The following is a 22,181-nucleotide window of genomic DNA, read 5'->3' on the forward strand; positions in this document are numbered from 1 at the left end:
GTGAACGCGCGTGAGTACCGTGCGATTCGTACGTAGGGCGCGCCGAGAGGTGCCGCGCACGCCGGGAGGCGAGTTGAGCCTGCAGGCGCCGCCCGAGATCCCGAAGATCATTCCGGGCAACCTGCTCACCAAGCTGCTGCCGGTGGTGATGGTGGTGGCGATGCTCGGCATGGTCGCCCTGATGTTCACCTCCGGCATGGCAGCCAACCCGATGTCGCTGCTGTTCCCGGTGATGATGGTCGTCTCGATGCTGGGGATGCTCGCGGGCGGGGGCGGAAAGGGCGGGGGCGCCAGGTCGGCGGAGGCGAACGAGGACCGCAAGGACTATCTGCGCTACCTCGATCAGCTGCGACGGGACGTCTACGACACCGGCGACAAGCAGCGTGCGGCGCTCGAGTGGAGTCACCCGGATCCGAGGTTCCTGTGGACGCTCGCGGGGACCGCGCGTATGTGGGAGCGGCGGGTCGCCGATCCGGATTACTGCCACGTTCGGGTCGGCCGAGGCAGCCAACGGCTGGCGACCCGCCTGATCGCGCCGGAGACCGGCCCCGTGGAGGACCTCGAACCGGTCGCCGCGGTGTCGCTGCGACGATTCGTGCGCACCCATTCGGTGGTCCACGAGCTGCCGACCGCGGTATCGGTGCGCGGTTTCGCTGCCATCGGGGTCGACGGTGACCGTCAGGCGGCCAGGGCGATGGTGCGTTCGATGCTGGTGCAGCTGTGCACCTTCCACGGTCCCGATCAGCTGCAGGTCGCGGTCGTCTGCGGTCCCGACACCGCGCCCGAGTGGGAATGGGCAAAATGGCTGCCGCATTCGCAGCATCCGGAGGCGCAGGACGGGGCAGGCACCAGCAGGATGTTCTTCGGTTCGTTGATGGAGCTCGAGGCCTCGCTCGGGCCGCAGCTGGCCGTCCGCAATCGGTACTCGCGCAACGCCCCGGCCACTCCCGGGGTGGCGCAGATGATCGTGGTGATCGACGGCGGGATCCTGGACGGCGAGTCCATCATCGACGGCGGCCTCGATTCCGTGACGGTGCTCGACCTCAGCGGATACTGCCCCAAGCTGGCGGCGAGTCGTGGGATCCAGCTGGTGATGGATGGCGAATCCATCGGCGCACGAAGCGGTTCCGGGATCGAGATCTTCGCGGTGGCGGATCAGCTCAGTACCCATCAGGCGCAGACCGCAGCCAGGCGACTGGCCCCCTACCGAACGACGACCCAGCAGACGACCGATGCGGTCGAGGACGGTCAGCCGGTGGCGAGCTGGCATCACCTGCTCGGTATCCCGGATGTCGCCACCCTCGACCCGGGGGTGGCGTGGGCGCCGAGGACCGCGCGCGAGCGCCTGCGCGTACCGATCGGCGTCGGTATGGACGGCTCACCGGTCGAGATCGATCTCAAGGAAGCCGCCGAGAACGGCATGGGCCCCCACGGCCTGTGCATCGGCGCGACCGGATCGGGGAAGTCGGAGTTCCTCCGCACCCTGGTCCTCGGGCTGCTGGCGACCCACTCGCCGGAATCGTTGAACCTCGTGCTCGTCGACTTCAAGGGCGGCGCCACCTTCCTCGGACTCGAGGGGGCACCGCACGTCGCCGCGGTCATCACCAACCTCTCCGAGGAGTTGGCGATGGTCGACCGGATGAAGGACGCCCTCGCGGGAGAGATGAACCGCAGGCAGGAGTTGCTGCGTTCGGCGGGCAACTTCGCGAACGTCTCCGACTACGAGAAGGCGCGTGCCGCCGGAGCCGACCTCGCCCCGCTGCCCGCGCTGTTCATCGTGGTCGACGAGTTCTCCGAGCTGCTCAGTCAGCAGCCGGAGTTCGCGGACCTGTTCGTTGCGATCGGGCGGCTGGGCCGATCACTGCACATGCACCTGCTGCTGGCCAGCCAGCGGCTCGAGGAAGGCAAGCTTCGCGGGCTCGACAGTCACCTCTCCTACCGGATCGGCCTCAAGACGTTCTCTGCCAACGAGTCCCGCACCGTCCTCGGTGTGCCGGACGCGTACCACCTCCCGGGCACACCGGGCTCCGGCTACCTCAAGTGCGACTCCGCCGAGATCGTCAGGTTCGCGGCCGCCTATGTCTCCGGTCCCTACCTCGGTGGCCGATCGCGGGCCGCGATCGAGGCCGCCGCGTCCCCGATCGACCTGAGGCCGCGCCCGTTCACCGCCGCGCCGGTGTCCGACCTGATCGTCGATGTCCCGGCCGCGCTGCCGCCGAGTGCCGCGGACGTGGCGCCCGAACCGAGCGGGTTGACGGTCCTGGAGACGGTGGTGGACCGGATCCGGGGACGCGGTCCCGCCGCCCACAACGTGTGGCTGCCCCCGCTTGAGGACCCGCCGACCCTGAACTCGTTGTTGCCGAGATCCGTTCTGGTCGAGCCGGTCTCCGCGGTCAGCACGCTGCGGGCGCCGATCGGTATCGTGGACCGGCCCTACGACCAGCGGCGCGACGAGCTGGTGGTGGATCTCTCCGGCTCCCAGGGCAACATGGCGATCGTCGGCGGACCTCAGTCGGGCAAGTCGACCGTGCTGCGCACCGTGATCATGTCGATGGCCCTTGTCCATTCCCCCGAGCAGGTGCAGTTCTACTGCCTCGACTTCGGCGGCGGCACCCTGGCAGGCCTGGCCGGACTCCCGCATGTCGGATCGGTCGCGAACCGCCTCGACGTGGACCGGGTGCGGCGCACCGTCGCCGAGATGAACTCCATCGTGCGTCAGCGCGAACACCGCTTCCGGGAGCTGGGCATCGATTCGATGGCCGAGTTCCGGCGGCTTCGTTCGCTCGATCCGGCCACCGGCGGCCACGAGAGCGGAGCCCGCGGAGCGACCCGAGAGCCTGGAGCGCTCGGCGTGTCCGGGGACCCGTTCGGCGACGTGTTCCTGGTGATCGACGGCTGGCCCAGTATTCGGCAGGACTTCGAACCCCTCGAGGCGCAGATCGGTGCCCTGGCCGGTCAGGGCCTCTCGTTCGGCGTGCATGTGGTCCTCACGGCGTCCCGGTGGGGCGAGATCCGCCCGGCGCTCAAGGATCAGTTGGGCACCCGGATCGAGCTCCGGCTCGGCGACCCGTCGGATTCGGACGTGGGCAGGCCCAAGGCATCCCGCGTGCCGGAAGGGCGACCCGGCCGCGGCATGACGCGGGAGGGACTGCACCTGCTGACGGGGTTGCCGCGAGTGGACGGGAACCCGACCAGTGCCGACCTCACCGCGGGCGTCGCGGACGCCGTCGCGCGGATCTCGGCGGTCACCGTCGGGCGCGCCGCACCGCCGGTGCGGATGCTCCCCGAACGATTCCCACGCGCCGAACTGGTCGCGATGGCGGCGGCGGGCGGACCGCCCGCGGGCGATGGCGGGTGTCTCCGGATCCCGATCGGCATCGACGAGGCCGAATTGGCGCCGGCTTTCGTCGACTTCGCGGAACAGCCGCACATGCTCACGTTCGCCGACAGCGCGTCCGGTAAGACCACGCTGCTGCGCGGGATCTGCGCGGGCATCATGGAATCGAACACCCCATCGCAGGCCAAGATCATCCAGATCGACTACCGGCGGACCATGCTGGGGGTCGTCGAGGGCGATCATCTCGCCGGGTACGCGCCGAACTCGGTGACGGCGACCAAGTTCATGAACGAGCTCGCATCGATCATGGAGACCCGGATGCCCGCGCCCGACATCACCATCCAGGCGATGCGCGACCGGAACTGGTGGACCGGACCCGAGATCTACGTGGTGGTCGACGATTACGACCTCGTCGCCACCTCGAGCGGGAACCCGCTGACCCCGCTGCTCGAGTACCTGCCGCACGCCAACGACATCGGCCTGCACCTGGTCATCGCCCGCCGTTCCGGTGGCGCGGCCCGGGCGCTGTACGAGCCGATCATCGCGCGGTTGCGTGACCTCGTGCCGGCGGGTCTCGTGATGAGCGGAAGCCGCGACGAGGGCAACCTGATCGGCACCGTCCGCCCCAGTGAGATGCCGCCTGGCCGAGGCACTCTGGTCACCAGGGCGGGTGCCTCCCTGGTACAGGTGGCGTGGCTTCCGCCGCTGTGACCGCGGACGGGGTGCTGGCCATCCACCTCACCGAGTCGACGGTGTGGGGGTGCCACGCGGGCGTGCACTTCGATTGCCCGGCGGCGGTGTACGCAGACTCCTTCGGTTTGCGGTTCGGGGACCGGGCCTTCGCCGCGGGGATCGCCGATCCGGAGTCCTTCGAGCCGTACCCGATCCGGTATGTCGACGACGAGTACCTCTCGCTCGGCGATCGGGTGTTCCCGATGGACGAGGTGCTCGCAGGCGTGCTGGGGCACCTGGTGGCCGGACTCGGGGTGCGCACCGCGCCGGATCTGGTGGTGCTCACCCACCCGGCGCACTGGGGTCGCGGTCGTCGGCGGGCCCTGGTCAAGGCAGGCCGTGGGATAGGCAAGGGGGTGCTCCTGATCGGTGTCCCGGAGGCGCTGGCGCGGTGGTCGCCCGAGCCGATGCCGACCGGAAGCGCGGTGCTCGAGGTCGGGTTCCTCGAGACGACGGCCTCGGTGCCCGGTGCCGAGAGCGACGACTGCGTACACCGGGCGGAACTGGGCTCGTCGGATCTGCGTGACAACCCGGATGTGGCAGGCGAGTTCGCCGCGGCGATGCGTGAACTGTGCCCCGAACGACCGCCGAGAATCCTCGTCACCGGCGAACTGCCGGGAACGGCTGGACTCTCGATCGTCGATGCGATCGAGGCGGGGTGGGATCTGCCGGTGGTGGCGAGGGTGGTCTCTGGCTCCGCCGTCGCGGCGGGTGCGCTGGCCCGTGGGCTCGACATGGTGGCTCAGACGCCGGCCGCGCCCGAGACGATCGCGCCGGTGGTGCGCCGGTCGCGGTGGGCCACCGTCGGCCGGTGGGGCCCGCTTGTCGCGGCCGGTGTGCTCGTGGTCGCGGCGATCACCGCGGTTGTCGTCGTCGCGGGAGGCGGCGATCCTCGCGCATCGGCGGAGCCGGACACGGAGGTGCAGGCGCAGTCATCCGCACGCGCGGGCCGGGTGAGCGTGACCGTTCCCCTTGGGTGGCGCGAACGCGCCGACCGCGGCGACGCGGCCCGGGTGGAGCTGGTGCCGGAGAAGGGCGCAGCCGCACGAATCCTGGTCGTGGCGCAGGAACTGACGCCTGGGGCGGATCTCGAGGCGGTGGCGCACACCCTGAGTCGGCGCGCCGAGATGCGGCCGGAGACCTTCAGCGCGATCGAGCGCGGTGCCGTCGACGGGCGGCCGGGACTTCTGTACCGGGAGAGACCGGACCCCGATACCGAGGTCCGGTGGTCTGTCCTCGTCGAGGACGGGCTGCAGGTCAGTGTCGGCTGCCAGACCTCGCCGGATCGGTGGCGTGACCTCGCAGACCCGTGTGAGCAGGCAGTTCGCTCGACGGTGATCGCCGGCCGCTGAGCGCTTGCCTGCTCGCGGAAATTGGTTCGGATTCGATGGAACCGAACGGCTGGGCGCGCGCGTCCAACTATCTGTAGGCGCGGTCCGTCTCAGTCCAGAGGGGGCTGGAAATCCAGGACGCGGACGATTTCTAAGGAGCTGGTCATGAGCGGTCAGATGAGGACTACCACCGAAACCATGGAGACCGCGTCGCGGCACGTGGGCGATGTCAACGCGGACATCCAGGGGCAGCTGTCCTCGCTGCAGGGTCGGCTCGCCGCCGTCAACGGTGCCTGGGAAGGCGCAGCCAAGGTCGCGTTCGACAACCTGATGGTCCGCTGGGACTCCAGCGCCAAGCGCCTCAACGAGTCGCTGCTCGCGATCAGCGAGAACATCAAGGCCAATGGCGTCGCCTACGCCGCGGTGCAGGACGACCACTCGAGCGCCATCAACAACGCGGGCGGCGGCCTCAACATCTGAGTCCCGCGCGCTCGGGCCGGACCCGGGTGGGCGACACCCTTTTTCGAACCAGACTGCTTCGATCCACACAGTAGGAGGACCCATGAGCGGGACCATGCGTTACGACTTCGGCGCCATCGACGGCGCCAGGGCGGACATCGCCGCCACCAGCGGCAACATCAACGGCAAGCTGGGCGACCTGAAGAGCTACCTCGCGCCGCTCGTCGCCGAGTGGGAGGGCTCCGCGTCGGAGGCCTACCAGGCGCAGCAGGCCAAGTGGGATTCCGCGGCCAACGAGCTGAACCAGGTCCTCGAGGCCATCGGTCGGGCCGTCGGCGCCGGTAATGACGACATGAACGCGACGAACAACAGTGCGGCCGCCAGCTGGGCCTGAGATCGGCGCGCTGGTTGCGTTCATGCCATGAGAATTCCCCGGTGGAGGAGAGCCACCGGGGAATTCTCGTGTTCGGGGCCAGGTCATTGATTCGGTTTCGCCTGGCGCGGATACTCGTAGCACCTTCGCCGAAAGGGGCAGGGGATGACGCAGACCGCAGGGGCCGATCCCGGCCCGACGGACGCCCGCCGCGCGCGGCCGCGGAGCTACCTGATGTGCCCCCCGACCTTCTTCGACGTGGTCTACAGCATCAATGAGTGGATGCGACCCGAGGATCCCGTCGACACCGCGTTGGCGATGTCGCAGTGGGAGCACCTGGTCGAGACCTATCGGCGGCTCGGACACGAGGTCCTGACGATCGATCCCGTGCCGGGGCTCCCGGACATGGTCTTCGTGACCGACAGCGGCCTCGTCATCGACGGGGTCGCGCTCGGTGCCCGGTACCGAACCGAACAGCGGGCCGCGGAGGCCGACCACGTGCTGCGCTGGTTCCGCGCCAACGGACTGTTCCGGCCCACCCGTCCTCGGTACATCAACGAGGGTGAGGGCGACCTGCTGGTGGTCGGCGACATCGTCTGCGCGGGAACGGGGTTCCGCACCGACGAGCGCGCGCACGCCGAGGAGGCCCGGCACCTGGGCCGCCGGGTGGTCACCCTGCGGCTGATCGATCCCCGGTACTACCACCTCAACACGGCGCTCGGCGTCCTCGACGATCGCACCGTCGCCTACCTGCCGGGGGCATTCGCCCCCGAGAGCCTCGCGGTCCTTCGAGACCTGTTCCCCGACGCCGTCATCGCCGAGGAGGCCGACACCCGGTGGCTCGGCCTCAACCTGGTCAGCGACGGCCGCAACGTGGTGCTGCCCAGTCAGGCGCAGCGGCTGGCCGGCCTGCTCGCCGAGCGTGGGTACACCCCGGTCCCGGTGGACTTCTCGGAGTTCCTCAAGTCCGGCGGTGGGATCAAATGTTGCACCCTCGAACTCCGCGGCTATCGCGAGATACAGGCGGCCCGATGAACGCGCGGGTGCCGGTGACCGCGGGCACGCTCGCGGAACTCGCGCGGGCCCAGGCGCACAGCGCGCACAACTACGATCCGCTGCCGGTGGTCATCGACTCGGCGCGCGGTGCCTGGGCGCGCGGCATCGACGGCGTCGAGTACCTCGACATGCTGGCCGGGTACTCGGCGCTCAACTTCGGGCACGGGCACCCGCGACTGGTCGAGGTCGCCCGTGCGCAGCTCGGCACGCTCGCGCTCACCAGCCGCGCGTTCCAGCACGAGGCGTTCGCCGGGTTCTGCGAGGACGTGAGCCGGCTGTGCGGCAAGGAGGCGGTGCTCCCGATGAACACCGGGGCCGAGGCCGTCGAGACCGCGCTGAAACTGGCAAGGCGCTGGGGGTACGACGTCAAGGGTGTCGCCGCCGACCGCGCCGAGATCATCACCTTCGCCGGGAACTTCCACGGCCGGACCATCACCATCGTCGGGTTCTCCACCGACCCCGATGCGCACGACGGCTTCGGCCCGTACGCACCCGGTTTCCTCACCGTCGACTACGGCGACCTCGACGCGCTCGCGGCCGCGGTCACCCCGAACACCGTGGCCGTCCTGATCGAGCCGATCCAGGGCGAGGCAGGTGTGCTGGTCCCGCCCGACGGCTACCTCGCCGCGGTCCGGGCGCTGTGCGACGAGCACTCGATCCTCATGCTCGCGGATGAGATCCAGAGCGGTCTCGGCCGGACCGGCGACACCTTCGCCTGCGATCACGAGAACGTCGTCCCCGACGTCTACATCCTCGGGAAGGCGCTCGGTGGTGGGCTGATCCCGGTCTCCGCCGTGGTGGCGGACCGGTCGGTGATGGAGGTGATCCGCCCCGGTCAGCACGGCAGCACCTTCGGCGGGAACCCGCTCGCCTGCGCGGTCGGCAGCGAGGTGGTCCGGCTGCTGGAGACGGGGGAGTTCCAGCAGCGCAGCCGCGAACTGGGCGCCCATCTGCACGATCTGCTCGGGCAGCTGCCGCAGGAACAGGTCTCGGAGGTCCGCGGGCGCGGGTTGTGGGCAGGCGTGCAGCTGGCGGCCGGTCAGCCGGGCGCCCGGGTCGTCTGCGAGCGTTTGCTCGCCCGCCGGGTACTCGCGAAGGACGCGCACGAGGGGACCATCCGGATGGCGCCGCCGCTCGTCATCGAGCGCGACGAGATCACCTGGGCGGTCGAGCAGCTGGCGGACGCGCTCGGCCAGCGGTGAGCCACGGGATCGGTGAGCCACCGGGACCGACTTTGACCAGGCCCTGACCTGCGCGGTATGGTTCTACGTCGGCGTGCGGTACGGCGCGGCACTCACGTGCCCGTTGTAGTGCGGGTTCTCGGGTCTCCACTGGCCGCCGAGATCATCCGGACCACACGCTGTGGCCAGCAGCTACACGATATGACGAGGAAGTTCTGTGTCTACGTACACCCCGAAGGCCGGAGATGTGACCCGCACGTGGCACGTCATCGACGCCACTGACGTGGTGCTCGGCCGACTTGCCGTGCAGGCAGCGAACCTGCTCCGCGGCAAGCACAAGCCCACCTTTGCACCGCACGTTGACGGCGGCGACTTCGTCGTCATCATCAACGCCGACAAGGTCGCGATCAGCGGCAACAAGCGCGACGGCAAGCTCCTGTACAACCACTCCGGATACCCGGGTGGCCTGCGGTCCCGCACCGTCGGCGAGGTCCTCGAGCGGACCCCCGACCGCCTCGTGGAGAAGGCCGTCGTCGGCATGCTCCCGAAGAACAAGCTCGGCAGCGCCATCGCCGGCAAGCTGAAGGTCTACGCAGGCCCGAATCACCCCCACGCCGCGCAGCAGCCGGTTCCGTTCGAGATCAAGCAGGTGGCCCAGTGACCGAGCAGAACGAGACCGCTGAGGTCGTTGTCGAGGAGACCGTGGTGGAGGAGTTCGACTCCGCGGATCAGCCCGAGATCGTCGAGGAGTTCGAGGCCGAGGCGGCAGTCGCCCCCGCAGCCCCGATCTACATCGATCGTCCGATCCAGACCGTCGGCCGTCGTAAGGAGGCGGTCGTCCGCGTCCGCATGGTCCCCGGCACCGGCGAGTTCAAGCTCAACGGCCGCACCATGGAGGATTACTTCCCCAACAAGGTGCACCAGCAGCTCATCAAGGCCCCGCTCGTCACCGTGGAGCGCACCGAGTCCTTCGACATCGTTGCCCTCCTGCACGGCGGCGGACCGTCCGGACAGGCAGGCGCCCTGCGTCTGGCCATCGCCCGCGCCCTGATCGAGGTCACCCCCGAGGATCGCCCGGCCCTCAAGAGCGCCGGCTTCCTCACCCGTGACGCCCGCGCCGTCGAGCGCAAGAAGTACGGCCTGAAGAAGGCCCGTAAGGCATCTCAGTACTCCAAGCGCTGATGTGTCGCCGATGCCGGCCCCGAGGGTCGGCATCGGCACCTGTTCACCAACAAGAGCAGGCGTCCAGCAGTACCGGACGCCTGCTCTTGTCGTAGCAAAGACAGAGGGGTCTGTTTACATGGGTCGGATGTTCGGTACGGACGGCGTGCGCGGCTTGGCGAATGCGGAGCTAGACGCCGAGTTGGCGCTGCGGATCGCGGGGGCGGCAGCCTCTGTGCTGGCGCTCTCCGAGCGGGGCGCGCCCCGACCGATCGCCGTCCTCGGACGGGACCCCCGCGCGAGCGGTGAGATGCTCGAGGCGGCCGTCACCGCCGGGCTCACCGCGGCGGGCGTCGACGTCATCAACGTCGGCGTGCTGCCCACTCCTGCCGTCGCCTTCCTCACCGGCGCCTACGACGCCGCGCTCGGCGTGATGATCTCCGCCTCGCACAACCCCATGCCGGACAACGGCATCAAGATCTTCGCGGCGGGCGGTCACAAGCTCGACGACGAGTCGGAAGACCGCATCGAGGCCGCCATCGCCGACCGCGACCTGATCCCGCGGCCGACCGGCGCCGGCATCGGTCGCGTCCGCACCGCGACCGACGCGGCCGAGCGGTACCTCGAGAACCTCACTCGCGCCACCACCCACCGTGTCGACGGGCTGACCGTGGTGGTGGACTGCGCGAACGGCGCCGCCTCGACGGTGGGCCCGGAGGCCTACCGGGCGGCGGGCGCGCGGGTCATCGCCATCCACGCCGATCCCGACGGCCTCAACATCAACGACGGCTGCGGTTCCACCCACCTCGAAGAGCTGCAGGCCGCGGTGCTCGCACACGGCGCTGACCTGGGCATCGCGCACGACGGGGACGCGGACAGGTGCCTGGCCGTCGACGCCACCGGCTCCGTGGTCGACGGTGACGCGATCATGAGCGTGCTCGCCCTCGCGATGCGCGAGTCCGGCGAACTGGCCCAGAACACCCTGGTCGCGACGGTGATGAGCAACCTCGGCCTGCACATCGCGATGCGTGAGGCGGGTATCGAGGTCCGCACGACGGCGGTCGGCGACCGGTACGTCCTCGAGGAGCTGCGCAACGGTTCGTTCAGCCTCGGCGGCGAGCAGTCGGGACACGTGGTGCTGCCCGGCTTCGGGACCACCGGCGACGGCGTCCTCACCGGGCTCAGGCTGATGGGCCGGATGGCCCAGACCGGCAAGTCGCTGCGTGAGCTGGCCGCGGTGATGCGCACGCTGCCGCAGGTGCTCGTCAACGTCCAGGTCACCGACAAGGCCGCGGTCGCCTGCGCGCCCGCAGTGCTCGAGGCGGTTGCCGAGGCCGAGGCGATGCTCGGCGAGGCCGGCCGCGTGCTGCTCCGCCCGTCCGGCACCGAGCAGCTGGTGCGGGTGATGGTCGAGGCCACCGAGATCGAGATCGCGCAGAAGCTGGCCGATGGGCTCGCGGACCGTGTCGCCTCGGTCTAGGGCGCGGCGTCCGTGGTCGCGGACTAGGGGTGAACCCCGAACCGGCCAGGGGTTTCGACTCATCCTCCAAGGGGATACCCCGATGCCGAAATCAACCCTCAGCGCGATGCGGTGAGGACATCGACTCCCGAATAGTGGAGGACAACGCAGCGAGCCGCTGCACCGTCCGACGAAAGGGAGCACCATGACCACCCAGACCACCAGCCGTCGCCTGACTCGTGCCCGCACCGGGAACATCTTCGGCGGCGTCTGCGCCGGCCTCGCCCAGTACCTCGGCTGGAAGCCGTGGCTGGTGCGAGCGCTCTTCGTCGCCTCCTGTCTGCTGCCGGGCCCGCAGTTCCTCATCTACTTGGCGATGTGGATCTTCATCCCGAAGAGCGAGTTCTGAGCGGGCGTCCCGCTACCTACGGTTGCGTACTGAATCTCTTGTCGGGCAGGCTTCTTTGCGAATCGACGACTAGGGAGGGTTCGGCGAGATGGGTCACTACAAGAGCAACGTGCGCGATATTGAGTTCAACCTGTTCGAGGTGCTCGGGATCGGAAAGCTGCTCGACGGTGGTGCCTACGGCGACCTCGACGCCGACACCGTGCGCAACATCCTCGCGGAGGTCGCGAGGCTGGCAGAGGGGCCGGTCGCCGCGTCCTTCGTCGACGCGGATCGCCATCCCGTCGAGTTCGACGCCCAGAACCACGCGATCGTCGTCCCCGATTCACTGCGCAAGACCGTCGAGGCGGTGAACGAGGCCGGGTGGTCACGCCTCGGCCTGCCCGAGGGCATGGGCGGTGTGCCCGCTCCGGCCCCCCTGGTCTGGGCGATCGGCGAGATGCTGGTCGCCGCGAACGGGTCGGCGAGCTTCTTCAACATGGGGCCGTTGATGGCCAGCGTGCTCTACACCGTCGGGACCGAACAGCAGAAGCACTGGGCCAAGGCCGGATTCGAGCGTGGGTGGGCGGGCACCATGGTGCTGACCGAACCGGACGCCGGGTCTGACGTCGGTGCGGGCCGCACGAAGGCGATCCAGCAGACCGACGGCACCTGGCACATCGAGGGCGTCAAGCGGTTCATCTCGGGCGGCGACGTCGGGGACACCGCCGAGAACCTGTTCCACCTGGTGCTGGCCCGTCCCGAGGGTGCGGGCCCGGGGACGAAGGGCCTGAGCCTGTTCTACGTCCCGAAGGTCCATTTCGATCCGGACACCCTCGAACTCGGCGATCGCAACGGCGTGTACGTCACCGGTGTCGAGCACAAGATGGGCATCAAGTCCTCACCCACGTGCGAGCTGACCTTCGGAGCCACCGATGTACCGGCCGTCGGCTGGCTCGTCGGCGAGGTACACAATGGCATCGCCCAGATGTTCCAGGTGATCGAGAACGCTCGAATGATGGTGGGCACCAAGGCTGCCGGGACGCTGTCGACCGGATACCTGAACGCCTTGGCCTACGCCAGGGAGCGCGTGCAGGGCGCGGACCTCACCGAGATGACGGACAAGTCCGCGCCCCGGGTGACCATCACCCACCATCCCGACGTGCGCCGCAGCCTGGCGATGCAGAAGGCGTACGCGGAGGGCCTGCGCGCGGTGTATCTCTACACCGCGGCGCATCAGAACGCCGATGTCGCCGAGTTGGTGTCCGGTGCCGACGCCGAGCTCGCCGAGCGGGTGAACGATCTGCTGCTGCCGATCGTCAAAGGCGTCGGCTCCGAGCGGGCCTACGAGTTGCTCACCGAGAGCCTGCAGACCCTCGGTGGTTCCGGCTACCTGCAGGACTACCCGATCGAGCAGTACATCCGCGATGCCAAGATCGACACCCTCTACGAGGGCACCACGGCGATCCAGGCACAGGACTTCTTCTTCCGGAAGATTGCCCGCGACCGTGGGGTCGCGCTCGCCCACGTGGCGGGTCAGGTGCGCCAGTTCATCGACAGCGCCGCGGGCAACGGCCGCCTCAAGACCGAACGGGCGCTGCTCGAGACCGCACTGACCGACGTGCAGGAGATGGCGGGGATCCTGACCGGCTACCTGATGGCCTCTCAGCAGCAGCCGTCCGAGCTGTACAAGGTCGGACTCGGCTCGGTGCGCTTCCTGTACGCCGTGGGAGACCTGCTCATCGCGTGGCGTCTGCTGGCTCAGGCCGAGGTGGCGCTGACCGCCCTCGACGGTGGCGCACCGGCCAAGGATCGGTCGTTCTATCGCGGCAAGGTCGCGGTCGCGTCGTTCTTCGCCAAGAATGTCCTGCCGCACCTGGCCGCGACGAAGGTGATCCTCGAGTCGATCGACAACGAGATCATGGAGCTGGAGGAAGAGGCCTTCTAGGTCACCGGAGGGAACCGAACGGGCACCGGCTGCGTCTGTACTCCTGACAGGTGTATCCGGCGGGGGGAGTCGTGGTGGGGGAGCGTTTCGAACTGGACGTGGCGGCGCTGCGAACCGTCACGGCGGGGTTCGTCACCTCCGCGGCAGCGCTGGACGCGGCGGCGGCGGCGCTGCGGAGCCGTGACGAACGGCTCGCCGGTCCCGTGCTGGCCTGGGCGGAGGCGACGAGGTCGAACGCGCACCGGCTGGATGCGGCGATCGCCGCGTATGCGTGGCAGGAAAGGGAGAACGCCGGGACCGTCGGCGGGGCGGACCGGTGAATCCGGCCGCTTCGGACGAACTGGCGTACTTCGCCCGGTTCCTGCCGAGGCTGGGGTCCGTGACCGAGCCGACGATCGACTACGACCAGCTCAGCGAGCGGTATTTCGGACTCGCCGTGAGCGATCTCGCGGCGCTGCGCGCGGACGCGGACGTCGTCGGGGCCGCGGTCGACACGATGCGCGCGCAGTGCGACGCGCAGCAGCAGCTGATCCTCGGCCTCGCGGCCGGGTGGGAGGGCGTCGCGGCCGACTCGGCGCTGGCGGCGCTCGACGCCGACCTCGATCGCGCCCGCGCGAGCACCGAGGCCATGGCAGGCGTGCACGCTGCCCTGCTGGCGGCCGCCGATGTCATCGCGACGGTGGTCGCGGCGAACGCCACCGTGATGGACGAACTCGACGCGACGCAGATCGCGGGGCGCACCCCGGCGGAGATCGACCTGATGATCGCGGTCGTGCGGCTCGAGTCCGGCGACAACGCGTGGGGGCTGTTGCGGCAGGCGTCCGGTCTGTTCGCCGAGCTGACCCCGATGATCCCGTCCGTGGTGCGTTCCGGGGCGCTGGTCGGCGACCGGCTTCTCGACGTCGCCGTCGACCTCACCTCGACGTGGCTGAGTGAAGTGTTCGTGCCGCACGTGCAGGCGCAGCTCTCATGTGTCCTCGAGCTGTGCGACGCGACCGCGAGGGCGATCGACGGCGCGCACCGATTGGTCTCGGACGCAATGGAACTCGCCGGCTCCGATCCGGACGGATTCGGTGCGGTCGACCGGGTGGACGATCCCGTCGCCGGATTCACCCCGGCGGCTCCCGCGCAGTCGCCCGTCGCGCCGGTGGCGGCCGCCGAACCGACGGTGACGATGGTCGTCGTCGAGACCACCGAGGGCCAGACCCTGCAGCTGGTGCGGGAGGATGGCGAGCCGAGAACCTACCGTGTCGAGATCGGAGCGGACGGTGAACCGAATCTGTGCGAATGCGATTCGCGGGCAACCGAATCCGCGCCGATCACGAAACCGCCGGAACCGCCTGCGTCGCCCGATCCCGCCGCCGACCAGGGGGATCACCCGGTGCCCGAACCCCCGGTGTCGGATGCCCCGGCGCCCGAACCCATGCCGCCAGTACCGACCCCGCGGCAGGCCCGCGACGGCAGGTCCAAGGCCCCCGCGTCGACCGTCGACGAGCGCCCCGCCGACCCGGCGCCGGAATCGGGGGCCGAACTGGCCGAGGCCGGTCCGCTGTGAGGAACCGGCTCAGGGCGGAATCGGTGCTCGCCGAGCATTCCGCCGCGCTCGAGCGGATCCGGGTCGCCATCGCGGACGCGAACCTCGCCGCCGAGGCGCGTTCGCGTCAATTGTGTTCCGCGGCAGTGGACTCACCGGCCGCGGAGACGGAGCCGGCCGACGGCTACCCGGTGAGCTGGCTCGTCTGATCGGCGGCCAGCTCGACGGCCAGGGAGCCAGGGAGGTGGGCGCCTGGCAGCGCGAACTGCTCGTACCGGGTCTCGCCGAGCAGGTGATAGAGCAGGTATCCGGTCAGCAGCGCGCGCGTCGTCTTCTGCGTCCGGCGCTCGGAACCGCCGAGTCCGAGCGCGCCGAGCATCCTGCGGCCCTCGGGGAGTCCGCCGGCCGAGCCGCCGTCGACCGTCCGCAGGATCGCCTGTCCGCCCCAGGCCTCGGCGATCGAGCGGGCATTGCAGTTCAGCGAATCGATGTCCTCGTCGCCCGCGATGATCAGCCCGGGACCCGCGAGGGTGGCTGCGGCTTTCTCGGCCGACGGCGAGGTCGGTGCCGGGAACAGTGCGGCGACGGCCGCGGCCGGGCCGTGCTGGGCGGCCGCGATCACCGCAGCGCCCGCCCCCATGCCGTGGCCGGCGTAGGCCACCCGGGTCGCGTCGACGCTGATCTTCCCGGGGCCGAGGCGCACGCCCGCACAGATGTCGACCGCGGTCCGCAGATCCGCGGCGAGGCCCAGGTGCGAGGGGACCGGCGTGCGCTGGGTGGCGGGTGCGGCCACTACCAGGCCCCAGGACGCGAGGTGGGTGAGGGTCTGGGCGTACCGGTCGACGCCGGTCATCCAGCCGTGCGCGAACGCGACCGCGGGCAGCGAGAAGCCTTCCGCCGGTGTGTACACCACACCGGGCTGGCCCGCGAGGGAGAGGTCGCCGCGCAGCACCTTGTGCGGACCGCGCTTAGATAGCTGAGAGGCCAGGGTCTTAGGAGTCGGCGCCACGAGGATGACCGTATCCGATCGAGAACCACGAGGGAGAAGCGACAAGTGTTTGGCATTCCGGTACCGGTGCCCCGCGATCTGACCCGCGCGTTCGAGAACGTGTGCGCCCGACTCGGGTCGAACGGGCTGGCGGACCTGCGGCCGACGCCGTCGGAGGTCGTCGACTCGAACGCCGAGCGCACGATCCGCCGGTTCCGCTCCGCCGACCGTGCGGCGACGGGTGTGCCCCTGCTCTTGGTCACGCCGCTGGCGGCCACCTCTGTCGCCTTCGACCTGCGCCGTGGCTGCAGCGTCGTGGAATACCTGATGGAAACCGGTCGTGACGTGTATGTCGTGGACTACGGCCCGGTGAACTTCCAGGACCGGACCCGCGGCTTCGAGCACTGGGTGGACGACGTGATCCCCGATGCGGTGCAGGTGGTCAGTGACGACGCGGGCGGCGCGCTCGTGCACCTCGCGGGCTGGTCGCTGGGCGGGATCTTCGCCGTCTATGCGGCCGCGGCACATCCGGAGTTGCCGTTGGCCTCACTGACCCCGATCGCCAGCCCGTTCGACCTGCGGCAGGTTCCGCTGTTCGCGACCCTGCGTCCGCTCGACCGGCTGTTCGGTCCCTATACCGTTGCGCCCCTCTATCGGGCGCTCGGAAACATCCCGGCCCCGCTGACCAGCCTCGGCTTCAAGGCGGCGAGTGTCGACAAGTATCTGACCAGGCCGTTCACCGTTCTCGCGAACCTCGACGACAGGGACCACCTCGAGCAGCTCGAGGCGGTGGACCGCTTCATGAACAGCATGTATGCGTACCCGGGTCGCACCTTCGGCCAGCTCTATCACGTGGTGATGCGGTCGAACGAGTTCGCGACCGGCCACATGGAGATCGGGGGCAGGCGGGTCAGTCTGAGCGAGATCGACGTACCGACCATGGTCATCGCGGGCGCGGGCGACGGGCTCGCGCCCGTGAAGGCCGTCCATCACCTCACCGAACTGCTCACAGGGGCGCCATCGGTCCGCTTCGGTGCGTTCCCCGGCGGGCACCTCGGCGTGCTCACCGGTCGCGCGGCCCGCGAGACGATGTGGCCCGCACTGGCCGACTTCCTGACCAGGTCCGAGCCGGATATCACAGCACAATAACTGCCGGTTGCGCACCCGGAATCGGAATGTCGCGAAAGCATCACGATCGGGGGTTCCGGTCTGTTTGAATTCGCGGGACTTCCCGACTATCCGGACGGTGCACCTTGCGCAGAGCAGCATATTGTCTCGCACTCTCGTTCCTGTTTCTCCTGGTCGCCGGTCCCACCCCCGCCATAGCGCAACCGGGTCCCTCGGTGCTCGGGGTGGGGGAGTATCCGCGCCTGGTCCGGCTCAAGCAGTCGGGCACGATCCTGGCGTCGATGACCAGCCGCGATGCGCAGGGTTACTTCTCTCCGATCCTCGAGAGCACCGACGACGGCGCCAGCTTCCATCCGATCGGCGCGGTCCGTGACCCCGAGGCCAACTCGGGGCTGTGCTGCAGCACCCTCTTCGAGGTGCCGCAGCAGGCCGGCCTGCTGCCTCCGGGAACGCTGCTGTGGGCGGGCACGGTCGGGTACGAGGCGGGCCGTGACAGGCGGATCGCCATCAAGGTGTGGGCGAGCTTGAACGGCGGCCGGGACTGGGTGCCGCTGGGCGTCGCTGCCAGGTCCCCGAACCACGAGGGCGTCTGGGAGCCCGAGTTCGTCGTCGACGCGGCGGGCACCCTGTGGCTGTACTACGCCGACGAGACCGAGATGCCGCGGCACTCACAGGTGCTGAGCAGGGTGTCCTCCGTCAACGGCCTGGACTGGGTCGACAAGCAGGTGATCCTCGCGCGTGATCCGCAGCGCGTGCGTCCCGGCATGGCCGTGGTGACCCGGCTGGCGGACGGACGGTTCGCCTCGACCTACGAGATGTGCAACTTCGGCGCCGAGTACTGCAGCCCGTACGTCAAGGTCTCGCACGACGGCGTCAACTGGGGTGCGACGACCGACCCGGGGGTCAGGGTGACCACCGCCGACGGCAGTTACTTCCAGCACTCGCCGTACCTGCAGTCCGTGCCGGGCGGGCCGAACGGCACCCGACTGGTGCTCGGCGGCCAGACCTACGTCGGCAAGGACGGCAAGCCGTCGGCGAAGAACGGCAGGGTCCTGCTCGCCAACGACAACTTCGGGGCCGGCAACTGGTTCGAGATCCCGGCGCCGGTGGCGGCGCCGAGCGCTAAGAACAAGACCTGTGCGAATTACAGCTCTCCGCTGCTGCCGGTCGCGGGTGGGTCCAGGGTTCTGCAGGTCGCCGTCGAACTGCACAACGGGGTGTGCACGGCGTTGTTCGGCACCGGGCCGGTCGCACCGTGACCCAGGTCACCCGGCGCCCACGCCCTCCCGGTCGGCAGGGGTTCGGCAGCCCAGTACCCTGGTGACCCATGTGCGGAATCGTGGGATACGTCGGCCACCGCCAGGCGCTGGACGTCGTGGTGGAGGCGCTGCGCCGGATGGAGTATCGCGGCTACGACTCGGCCGGTATCGCGGTCCTCGACGGTGTGGGCGGCGTCGCGATCGAGCGTAAGGCGGGCCGGCTGGCCAACCTCGAGGCCGAGCTCGCGGAGACCGGCACCGAGCGCTTCGTCGGCACCACGGGCATGGGCCACACCCGCTGGGCGACGCACGGCAGGCCGACCGACCGCAACGCGCACCCGCACCGGGACGCCGAGGGCAAGGTCGCGGTCGTGCACAACGGCATCATCGAGAACTTCGCGCCGCTGCGCGCCGAGCTCGAGAACGACGGCGTCGAGTTCGCCTCCGACACCGACACCGAGGTGGCGGTGCACCTGGTCTCGCGGGCCTACGCCTCCGGTGACACCGCCGGAGACTTCGTCGAGAGCGCCAGGACGGTGATCCGCCGCCTGGAGGGCGCGTTCACCCTGGTGTTCACGCACGCCGACCACCCGGACACCATCGTCGCGGCCCGCCGGTCCACCCCGCTGGTGATCGGCGTCGGCGAGGGCGAGACCTTCCTCGGATCCGACGTCGCGGCCTTCATCGAGCACACCCGCGATGCGGTCGAGCTCGGCCAGGACCAGGTCGTCGTCATCACCGCCGACGGCTACACGGTCACCGACTTCGACGGGAACGAGGACGTCCCCACGCGTCCGTTCCGGATCGACTGGGACCTCGCCGCCGCCGAGAAGGGCGGCCACGACTACTTCATGCTCAAGGAGATCGAGGAGCAGCCGGCCGCGGTGGCCGACACCCTGCTCGGGCATTTCGATGCCGGTCGCATCGTTCTCGACGAGCAGCGGCTCTCCGATCAGGAGCTCCGCGATGTGGACAAGGTGTTCGTCGTGGCCTGCGGCAGCGCCTACCACTCCGGCCTGCTCGCCAAGTATGCGATCGAGCACTGGACCAGGCTGCCGGTCGAGGTGGAGCTGGCGAGCGAATTCCGTTACCGCGACCCGGTTCTCGACCGCTCGACGCTCGTCGTCGCGATCTCGCAGTCCGGTGAGACCGCAGACACCCTCGAGGCGGTGCGGCACGCGAAGGACCAGAAGGCGCGAGTGCTCGCGGTGTGCAACACCAACGGGTCCCAGATCCCGCGCGAGGCCGACGCCGTCCTCTACACCCGGGCCGGACCGGAGATCGGTGTCGCGTCCACCAAGGCGTTCCTGGCCCAGGTGACCGCGAACTATCTGGTGGGGCTGGCGCTGGCGCAGGCGCGCGGCACCAAGTACCCGGACGAGGTGGCCAGGGAGTACCGCGATCTCGAGGCCATGCCGGACCTGGTCGCGCGCGTGCTGCAGACGGTCGAACCGGTCAGGGCGCTGGCGCGGGAACTGGCGCACTCGCCGACCGTGCTGTTCCTCGGACGCCACGTCGGGTATCCGGTGGCACTCGAGGGTGCGCTCAAGCTCAAGGAACTCGCGTACATCCACGCCGAGGGATTCGCCGCGGGCGAGCTCAAGCACGGGCCGATCGCGCTGATCGAGGAGGGCCTTCCGGTCATCGTCGTGATGCCGTCGCCGAAGGGCCGCGCGGTCCTGCACTCGAAGCTGGTCTCCAACATCCAGGAGATCAAGGCGCGCGGCGCACGGACCATCGTGATCGCGGAGGAGGGCGACGAGGCGGTGCGCGCGCACGCCGATCACCTCATCGAGATCCCGGCGGCGCCGAGCCTGCTGCAGCCGCTGCTGTCCACGGTCCCGCTGCAGGTGTTCGCGGCCGAGGTCGCGCAGACCCGCGGCTACGACGTGGACAAGCCGCGCAACCTGGCGAAGTCGGTCACCGTCGAATAGATGCGCGTGGCGCCGTCATCGCACGATGACGGTGCCGCTCATCTGCGGGTGCAGGGTGCATTCGTACGGGTAGGTGCCATGCCTCATGAACGTGTGGCTGAACTCGCCCTCGGACATCGTCTCGCTGGCGAAGTCGCCCTCTGCGGTGCCCTTCCCGGTCGCGGTGACGTTGTGTTCGGTGCCCTCGTCGTTGAACTCCCAGGTGACGGTGTCGCCGATGAGGATTCGTGAGGTGGACGGCCAGAAGGCATTGTTGTTGATCTCGACGGTCTTGTCCCGCGCCTGCGCCGGACTGCCGCTACCCACGAGTACCGATGCGACGAGCAGTCCGGTTGCGATGGTGGCGCCGAGTGCGCGCATGGATAAAGGGTAGCCCCGAACGACGGCCGTGGCGAGATACGGTGATTCGATGCGCGACTACTTCACGGCCGACCAGGTGCGGGCCGCCGAGGCCCCGCTGCTCGCCGCGCTTCCCGACGGCGCCCTGATGCGCCGCGCCGCGTACGGGTTGACCGCCGTGGTGGCGTCCGAACTACGTTCTCGCACTGGAGGTGTGGCGGGCAGGCGGGTGACTCTGCTCGTCGGCTCCGGCGACAACGGCGGGGACGCGCTGTGGGCGGGAGCGATGCTGCGCAGGCGCGGGGTCGCGGTCCAGGCGATCCTGCTCGACCCGGTCAGGGCCCACGCAGCGGGGCTGGCGGCGTTGCGCGCCGTCGGCGGGCGGGTCGAGGTGGGCGCCGACGCCGATCTCGGCGACCCCGACCTGGTGGTCGACGGCATCGTAGGGATCTCGGGCCGGGGGCCGTTGCGGCCGCCCGCCGCCGCGCTGGTGGCCAGGGTCGGCGTGCCGATCGTCGCGGTGGACCTGCCGAGCGGGGTCGATCCCGACACCGGGGTCACGGCGGGGCCCGCCGTGACGGCCTCGGTCACGGTCGCGTTCGGGGCGCTCAAGCCGGTGCACGCCCTCGCGGCCGCGCACTGCGGCCGGGTGGAACTCGTCGACATCGGCCTCGACCTCCCGGACGCCTCGGTGCGAACACCGACCGCGGCCGAGGTCGGCGCCCGCTGGCCGATGCCTGGACCTGCGGACGACAAGTACAGCCAGGGCGTGGTCGGGGTGATCGCGGGCAGCGCGCGCTATCCCGGTGCGGGCGTGCTGTGTGCGGGAGCCGCGGTCACCGCCACGTCCGGCATGGTTCGGTACGCGGGAACCGCTGCACCGCAGGTTCTCTCGCGCTGGCCGGAGGTGGTCGCGGTGGACGGGTTCGACGCCGCAGGCCGGGTGCAGGCCTGGGTGGTCGGCCCGGGGATGGGGGTCGACGAGGAAGCGCTGACGGTGCTGCGCGCGGTCCTCGGTACCGACCTGCCGGTGTTGGTGGACGCCGACGCACTCACTCTGGTGGCCGCGGAGCCAGGGCTCGTCACGGACCGGTCGGCGCCGACGTTGCTGACCCCCCATGCCGGGGAGTTCGCCCGGCTCACCGGGCACGCCTCCGCTTCGCAGAGATTGGCGGCCGACCGGGTGGCGGCGACCCGCGGCCTGGCGGCCGAGTGGGGGATCAGCGTGCTGCTCAAGGGACGGTGCACGGTGGTCGCAGATCCGGACGGATCGGTCCTGCTCAACGAGGCCGGTGGCTCCGCACCCGCGACCGCCGGCGCCGGGGACGTGCTGTCCGGCGTCATCGGGGCCCTCATGTCGACCGGTCTTGCGCCGCTGACCGCCGCGGCGATGGGCGCCCGCGCACACTCGCTGGCCGCCAACCTGGCCGCGGGGCAGGGCTCGGGCACGGCCGCGCCCATCTCGGCCGATGCACTGTTGTGCCAGGTCAGGGCGGCGGTGAGGGTGCTTCGTGCCCAAGCGGTGCCCTAAATGTGACCTCGTTAGTGATGGAAATCATTTGGCCTTTCGGTGGTCA

General features: G+C 69.8%; 20 protein-coding genes. 18 read left to right on the forward strand and 2 right to left on the reverse strand.

Going from position 1 to position 22,181, the window contains the following annotated elements:
• The first annotated feature begins 10 nt into the window (after nucleotides 1-10).
• The 14 genes from eccCa (at nucleotide 11) to ABIC28_RS01785 (ending at nucleotide 15,165) form a co-directional block, all read left to right on the forward strand.
• Entirely contained in the window at nucleotides 11-4,048 is a 4,038-nt protein-coding gene (gene eccCa / locus ABIC28_RS01720; RefSeq protein WP_097210378.1) for a type VII secretion protein EccCa, read from the forward strand.
• Nucleotides 4,030-5,421 carry a type VII secretion-associated protein gene (locus ABIC28_RS01725; protein WP_143548380.1) on the forward strand — a complete coding sequence of 464 codons (1,392 nt, stop codon included), beginning with the start codon at nucleotides 4,030-4,032 and terminating at the stop codon, nucleotides 5,419-5,421. Before eccCa ends, ABIC28_RS01725 begins: the two co-directional genes overlap by 19 nt.
• Nucleotides 5,422-5,565: 144 nt before the next feature.
• Nucleotides 5,566-5,880: a WXG100 family type VII secretion target gene (locus ABIC28_RS01730; RefSeq protein WP_097210380.1), complete on the forward strand. Its 315-nt coding sequence runs from the start codon at nucleotides 5,566-5,568 to the stop codon at nucleotides 5,878-5,880.
• An 82-nt stretch (nucleotides 5,881-5,962) separates the two neighbouring features.
• Nucleotides 5,963-6,253 carry a WXG100 family type VII secretion target gene (locus ABIC28_RS01735; RefSeq protein ID WP_077040866.1) on the forward strand — a complete coding sequence of 97 codons (291 nt, stop codon included), beginning with the start codon at nucleotides 5,963-5,965 and terminating at the stop codon, nucleotides 6,251-6,253.
• A gap of 144 nt (nucleotides 6,254-6,397) precedes the next feature.
• Nucleotides 6,398-7,267 carry a dimethylargininase gene (ddaH, locus tag ABIC28_RS01740; protein WP_354577263.1) on the forward strand — a complete coding sequence of 290 codons (870 nt, stop codon included), beginning with the start codon at nucleotides 6,398-6,400 and terminating at the stop codon, nucleotides 7,265-7,267.
• Nucleotides 7,264-8,490, forward strand: a complete 1,227-nt coding sequence (rocD, locus tag ABIC28_RS01745; RefSeq protein WP_097210381.1) for an ornithine--oxo-acid transaminase — start codon at nucleotides 7,264-7,266, stop codon at nucleotides 8,488-8,490. Before ddaH ends, rocD begins: the two co-directional genes overlap by 4 nt.
• Before the next feature lie 196 nt (nucleotides 8,491-8,686).
• Nucleotides 8,687-9,130: a 50S ribosomal protein L13 gene (gene rplM / locus ABIC28_RS01750; RefSeq protein ID WP_097210382.1), complete on the forward strand. Its 444-nt coding sequence runs from the start codon at nucleotides 8,687-8,689 to the stop codon at nucleotides 9,128-9,130.
• On the forward strand, nucleotides 9,127-9,651 hold the full coding sequence (gene rpsI / locus ABIC28_RS01755) for a 30S ribosomal protein S9 (protein ID WP_097210383.1): 525 nt from the start codon (nucleotides 9,127-9,129) through the stop codon (nucleotides 9,649-9,651). Before rplM ends, rpsI begins: the two co-directional genes overlap by 4 nt.
• 118 nt (nucleotides 9,652-9,769) lie before the next feature.
• Nucleotides 9,770-11,110, forward strand: a complete 1,341-nt coding sequence (glmM, locus tag ABIC28_RS01760) for a phosphoglucosamine mutase (protein ID WP_097210384.1) — start codon at nucleotides 9,770-9,772, stop codon at nucleotides 11,108-11,110.
• 184 nt (nucleotides 11,111-11,294) lie between these two features.
• Nucleotides 11,295-11,498 carry a PspC domain-containing protein gene (locus tag ABIC28_RS01765; RefSeq protein WP_077040870.1) on the forward strand — a complete coding sequence of 68 codons (204 nt, stop codon included), beginning with the start codon at nucleotides 11,295-11,297 and terminating at the stop codon, nucleotides 11,496-11,498.
• Between the two features lie 88 nt (nucleotides 11,499-11,586).
• Nucleotides 11,587-13,422 (forward strand): acyl-CoA dehydrogenase, encoded by a 1,836-nt coding sequence (locus ABIC28_RS01770; protein WP_097210385.1) that lies wholly within the window; start codon nucleotides 11,587-11,589, stop codon nucleotides 13,420-13,422.
• A gap of 74 nt (nucleotides 13,423-13,496) precedes the next feature.
• A complete protein-coding gene (locus ABIC28_RS01775; protein ID WP_143548381.1) occupies nucleotides 13,497-13,742 on the forward strand; it encodes a hypothetical protein in 246 nt (81 codons plus the stop codon).
• Nucleotides 13,739-14,977: a hypothetical protein gene (locus ABIC28_RS01780; RefSeq protein ID WP_097210387.1), complete on the forward strand. Its 1,239-nt coding sequence runs from the start codon at nucleotides 13,739-13,741 to the stop codon at nucleotides 14,975-14,977. The genes ABIC28_RS01775 and ABIC28_RS01780 overlap by 4 nt, the downstream gene beginning before the upstream one ends.
• Complete coding sequence (locus ABIC28_RS01785) at nucleotides 14,974-15,165, forward strand: hypothetical protein (protein WP_097210388.1); 192 nt, start codon at nucleotides 14,974-14,976, stop codon at nucleotides 15,163-15,165. The genes ABIC28_RS01780 and ABIC28_RS01785 overlap by 4 nt, the downstream gene beginning before the upstream one ends.
• Here ABIC28_RS01785 and ABIC28_RS01790 read toward each other — a convergent pair.
• Nucleotides 15,141-15,965 carry a poly(ethylene terephthalate) hydrolase family protein gene (locus tag ABIC28_RS01790; RefSeq protein WP_097210389.1) on the reverse strand — a complete coding sequence of 275 codons (825 nt, stop codon included), beginning with the start codon at nucleotides 15,963-15,965 and terminating at the stop codon, nucleotides 15,141-15,143. The two genes, ABIC28_RS01785 and ABIC28_RS01790, sit on opposite strands and share 25 nt — an antisense overlap.
• Nucleotides 15,966-16,010: 45 nt before the next feature.
• On the opposite strand from ABIC28_RS01790, the gene ABIC28_RS01795 reads away from it, so the two are divergent.
• The 3 genes from ABIC28_RS01795 (at nucleotide 16,011) to glmS (ending at nucleotide 20,265) form a co-directional block, all read left to right on the forward strand.
• Entirely contained in the window at nucleotides 16,011-17,093 is a 1,083-nt protein-coding gene (locus ABIC28_RS01795) for an alpha/beta fold hydrolase (RefSeq protein ID WP_097210390.1), read from the forward strand.
• Nucleotides 17,094-17,296: 203 nt separating this feature from the next.
• Entirely contained in the window at nucleotides 17,297-18,331 is a 1,035-nt protein-coding gene (locus ABIC28_RS01800) for a sialidase family protein (RefSeq protein ID WP_209928753.1), read from the forward strand.
• A gap of 68 nt (nucleotides 18,332-18,399) precedes the next feature.
• A complete protein-coding gene (glmS, locus tag ABIC28_RS01805; RefSeq protein ID WP_097210392.1) occupies nucleotides 18,400-20,265 on the forward strand; it encodes a glutamine--fructose-6-phosphate transaminase (isomerizing) in 1,866 nt (621 codons plus the stop codon).
• Between the two features lie 15 nt (nucleotides 20,266-20,280).
• Here the strand turns inward: glmS and ABIC28_RS01810 are convergent, their stop codons facing one another.
• Nucleotides 20,281-20,625: a cupredoxin domain-containing protein gene (locus ABIC28_RS01810; RefSeq protein WP_097210393.1), complete on the reverse strand. Its 345-nt coding sequence runs from the start codon at nucleotides 20,623-20,625 to the stop codon at nucleotides 20,281-20,283.
• Nucleotides 20,626-20,674: 49 nt separating this feature from the next.
• Between ABIC28_RS01810 and ABIC28_RS01815 the strand changes: the two genes are divergently transcribed.
• Nucleotides 20,675-22,135 (forward strand): NAD(P)H-hydrate dehydratase, encoded by a 1,461-nt coding sequence (locus ABIC28_RS01815; RefSeq protein WP_097210394.1) that lies wholly within the window; start codon nucleotides 20,675-20,677, stop codon nucleotides 22,133-22,135.
• The last annotated feature ends 46 nt before the right edge of the window (nucleotides 22,136-22,181 follow it).

Source organism: Rhodococcus sp. PvR044, from assembly GCF_040548995.1.
In the GTDB taxonomy this organism is placed as follows: Bacteria; Actinomycetota; Actinomycetes; order Mycobacteriales; family Mycobacteriaceae; genus Rhodococcus_G; species Rhodococcus_G oryzae.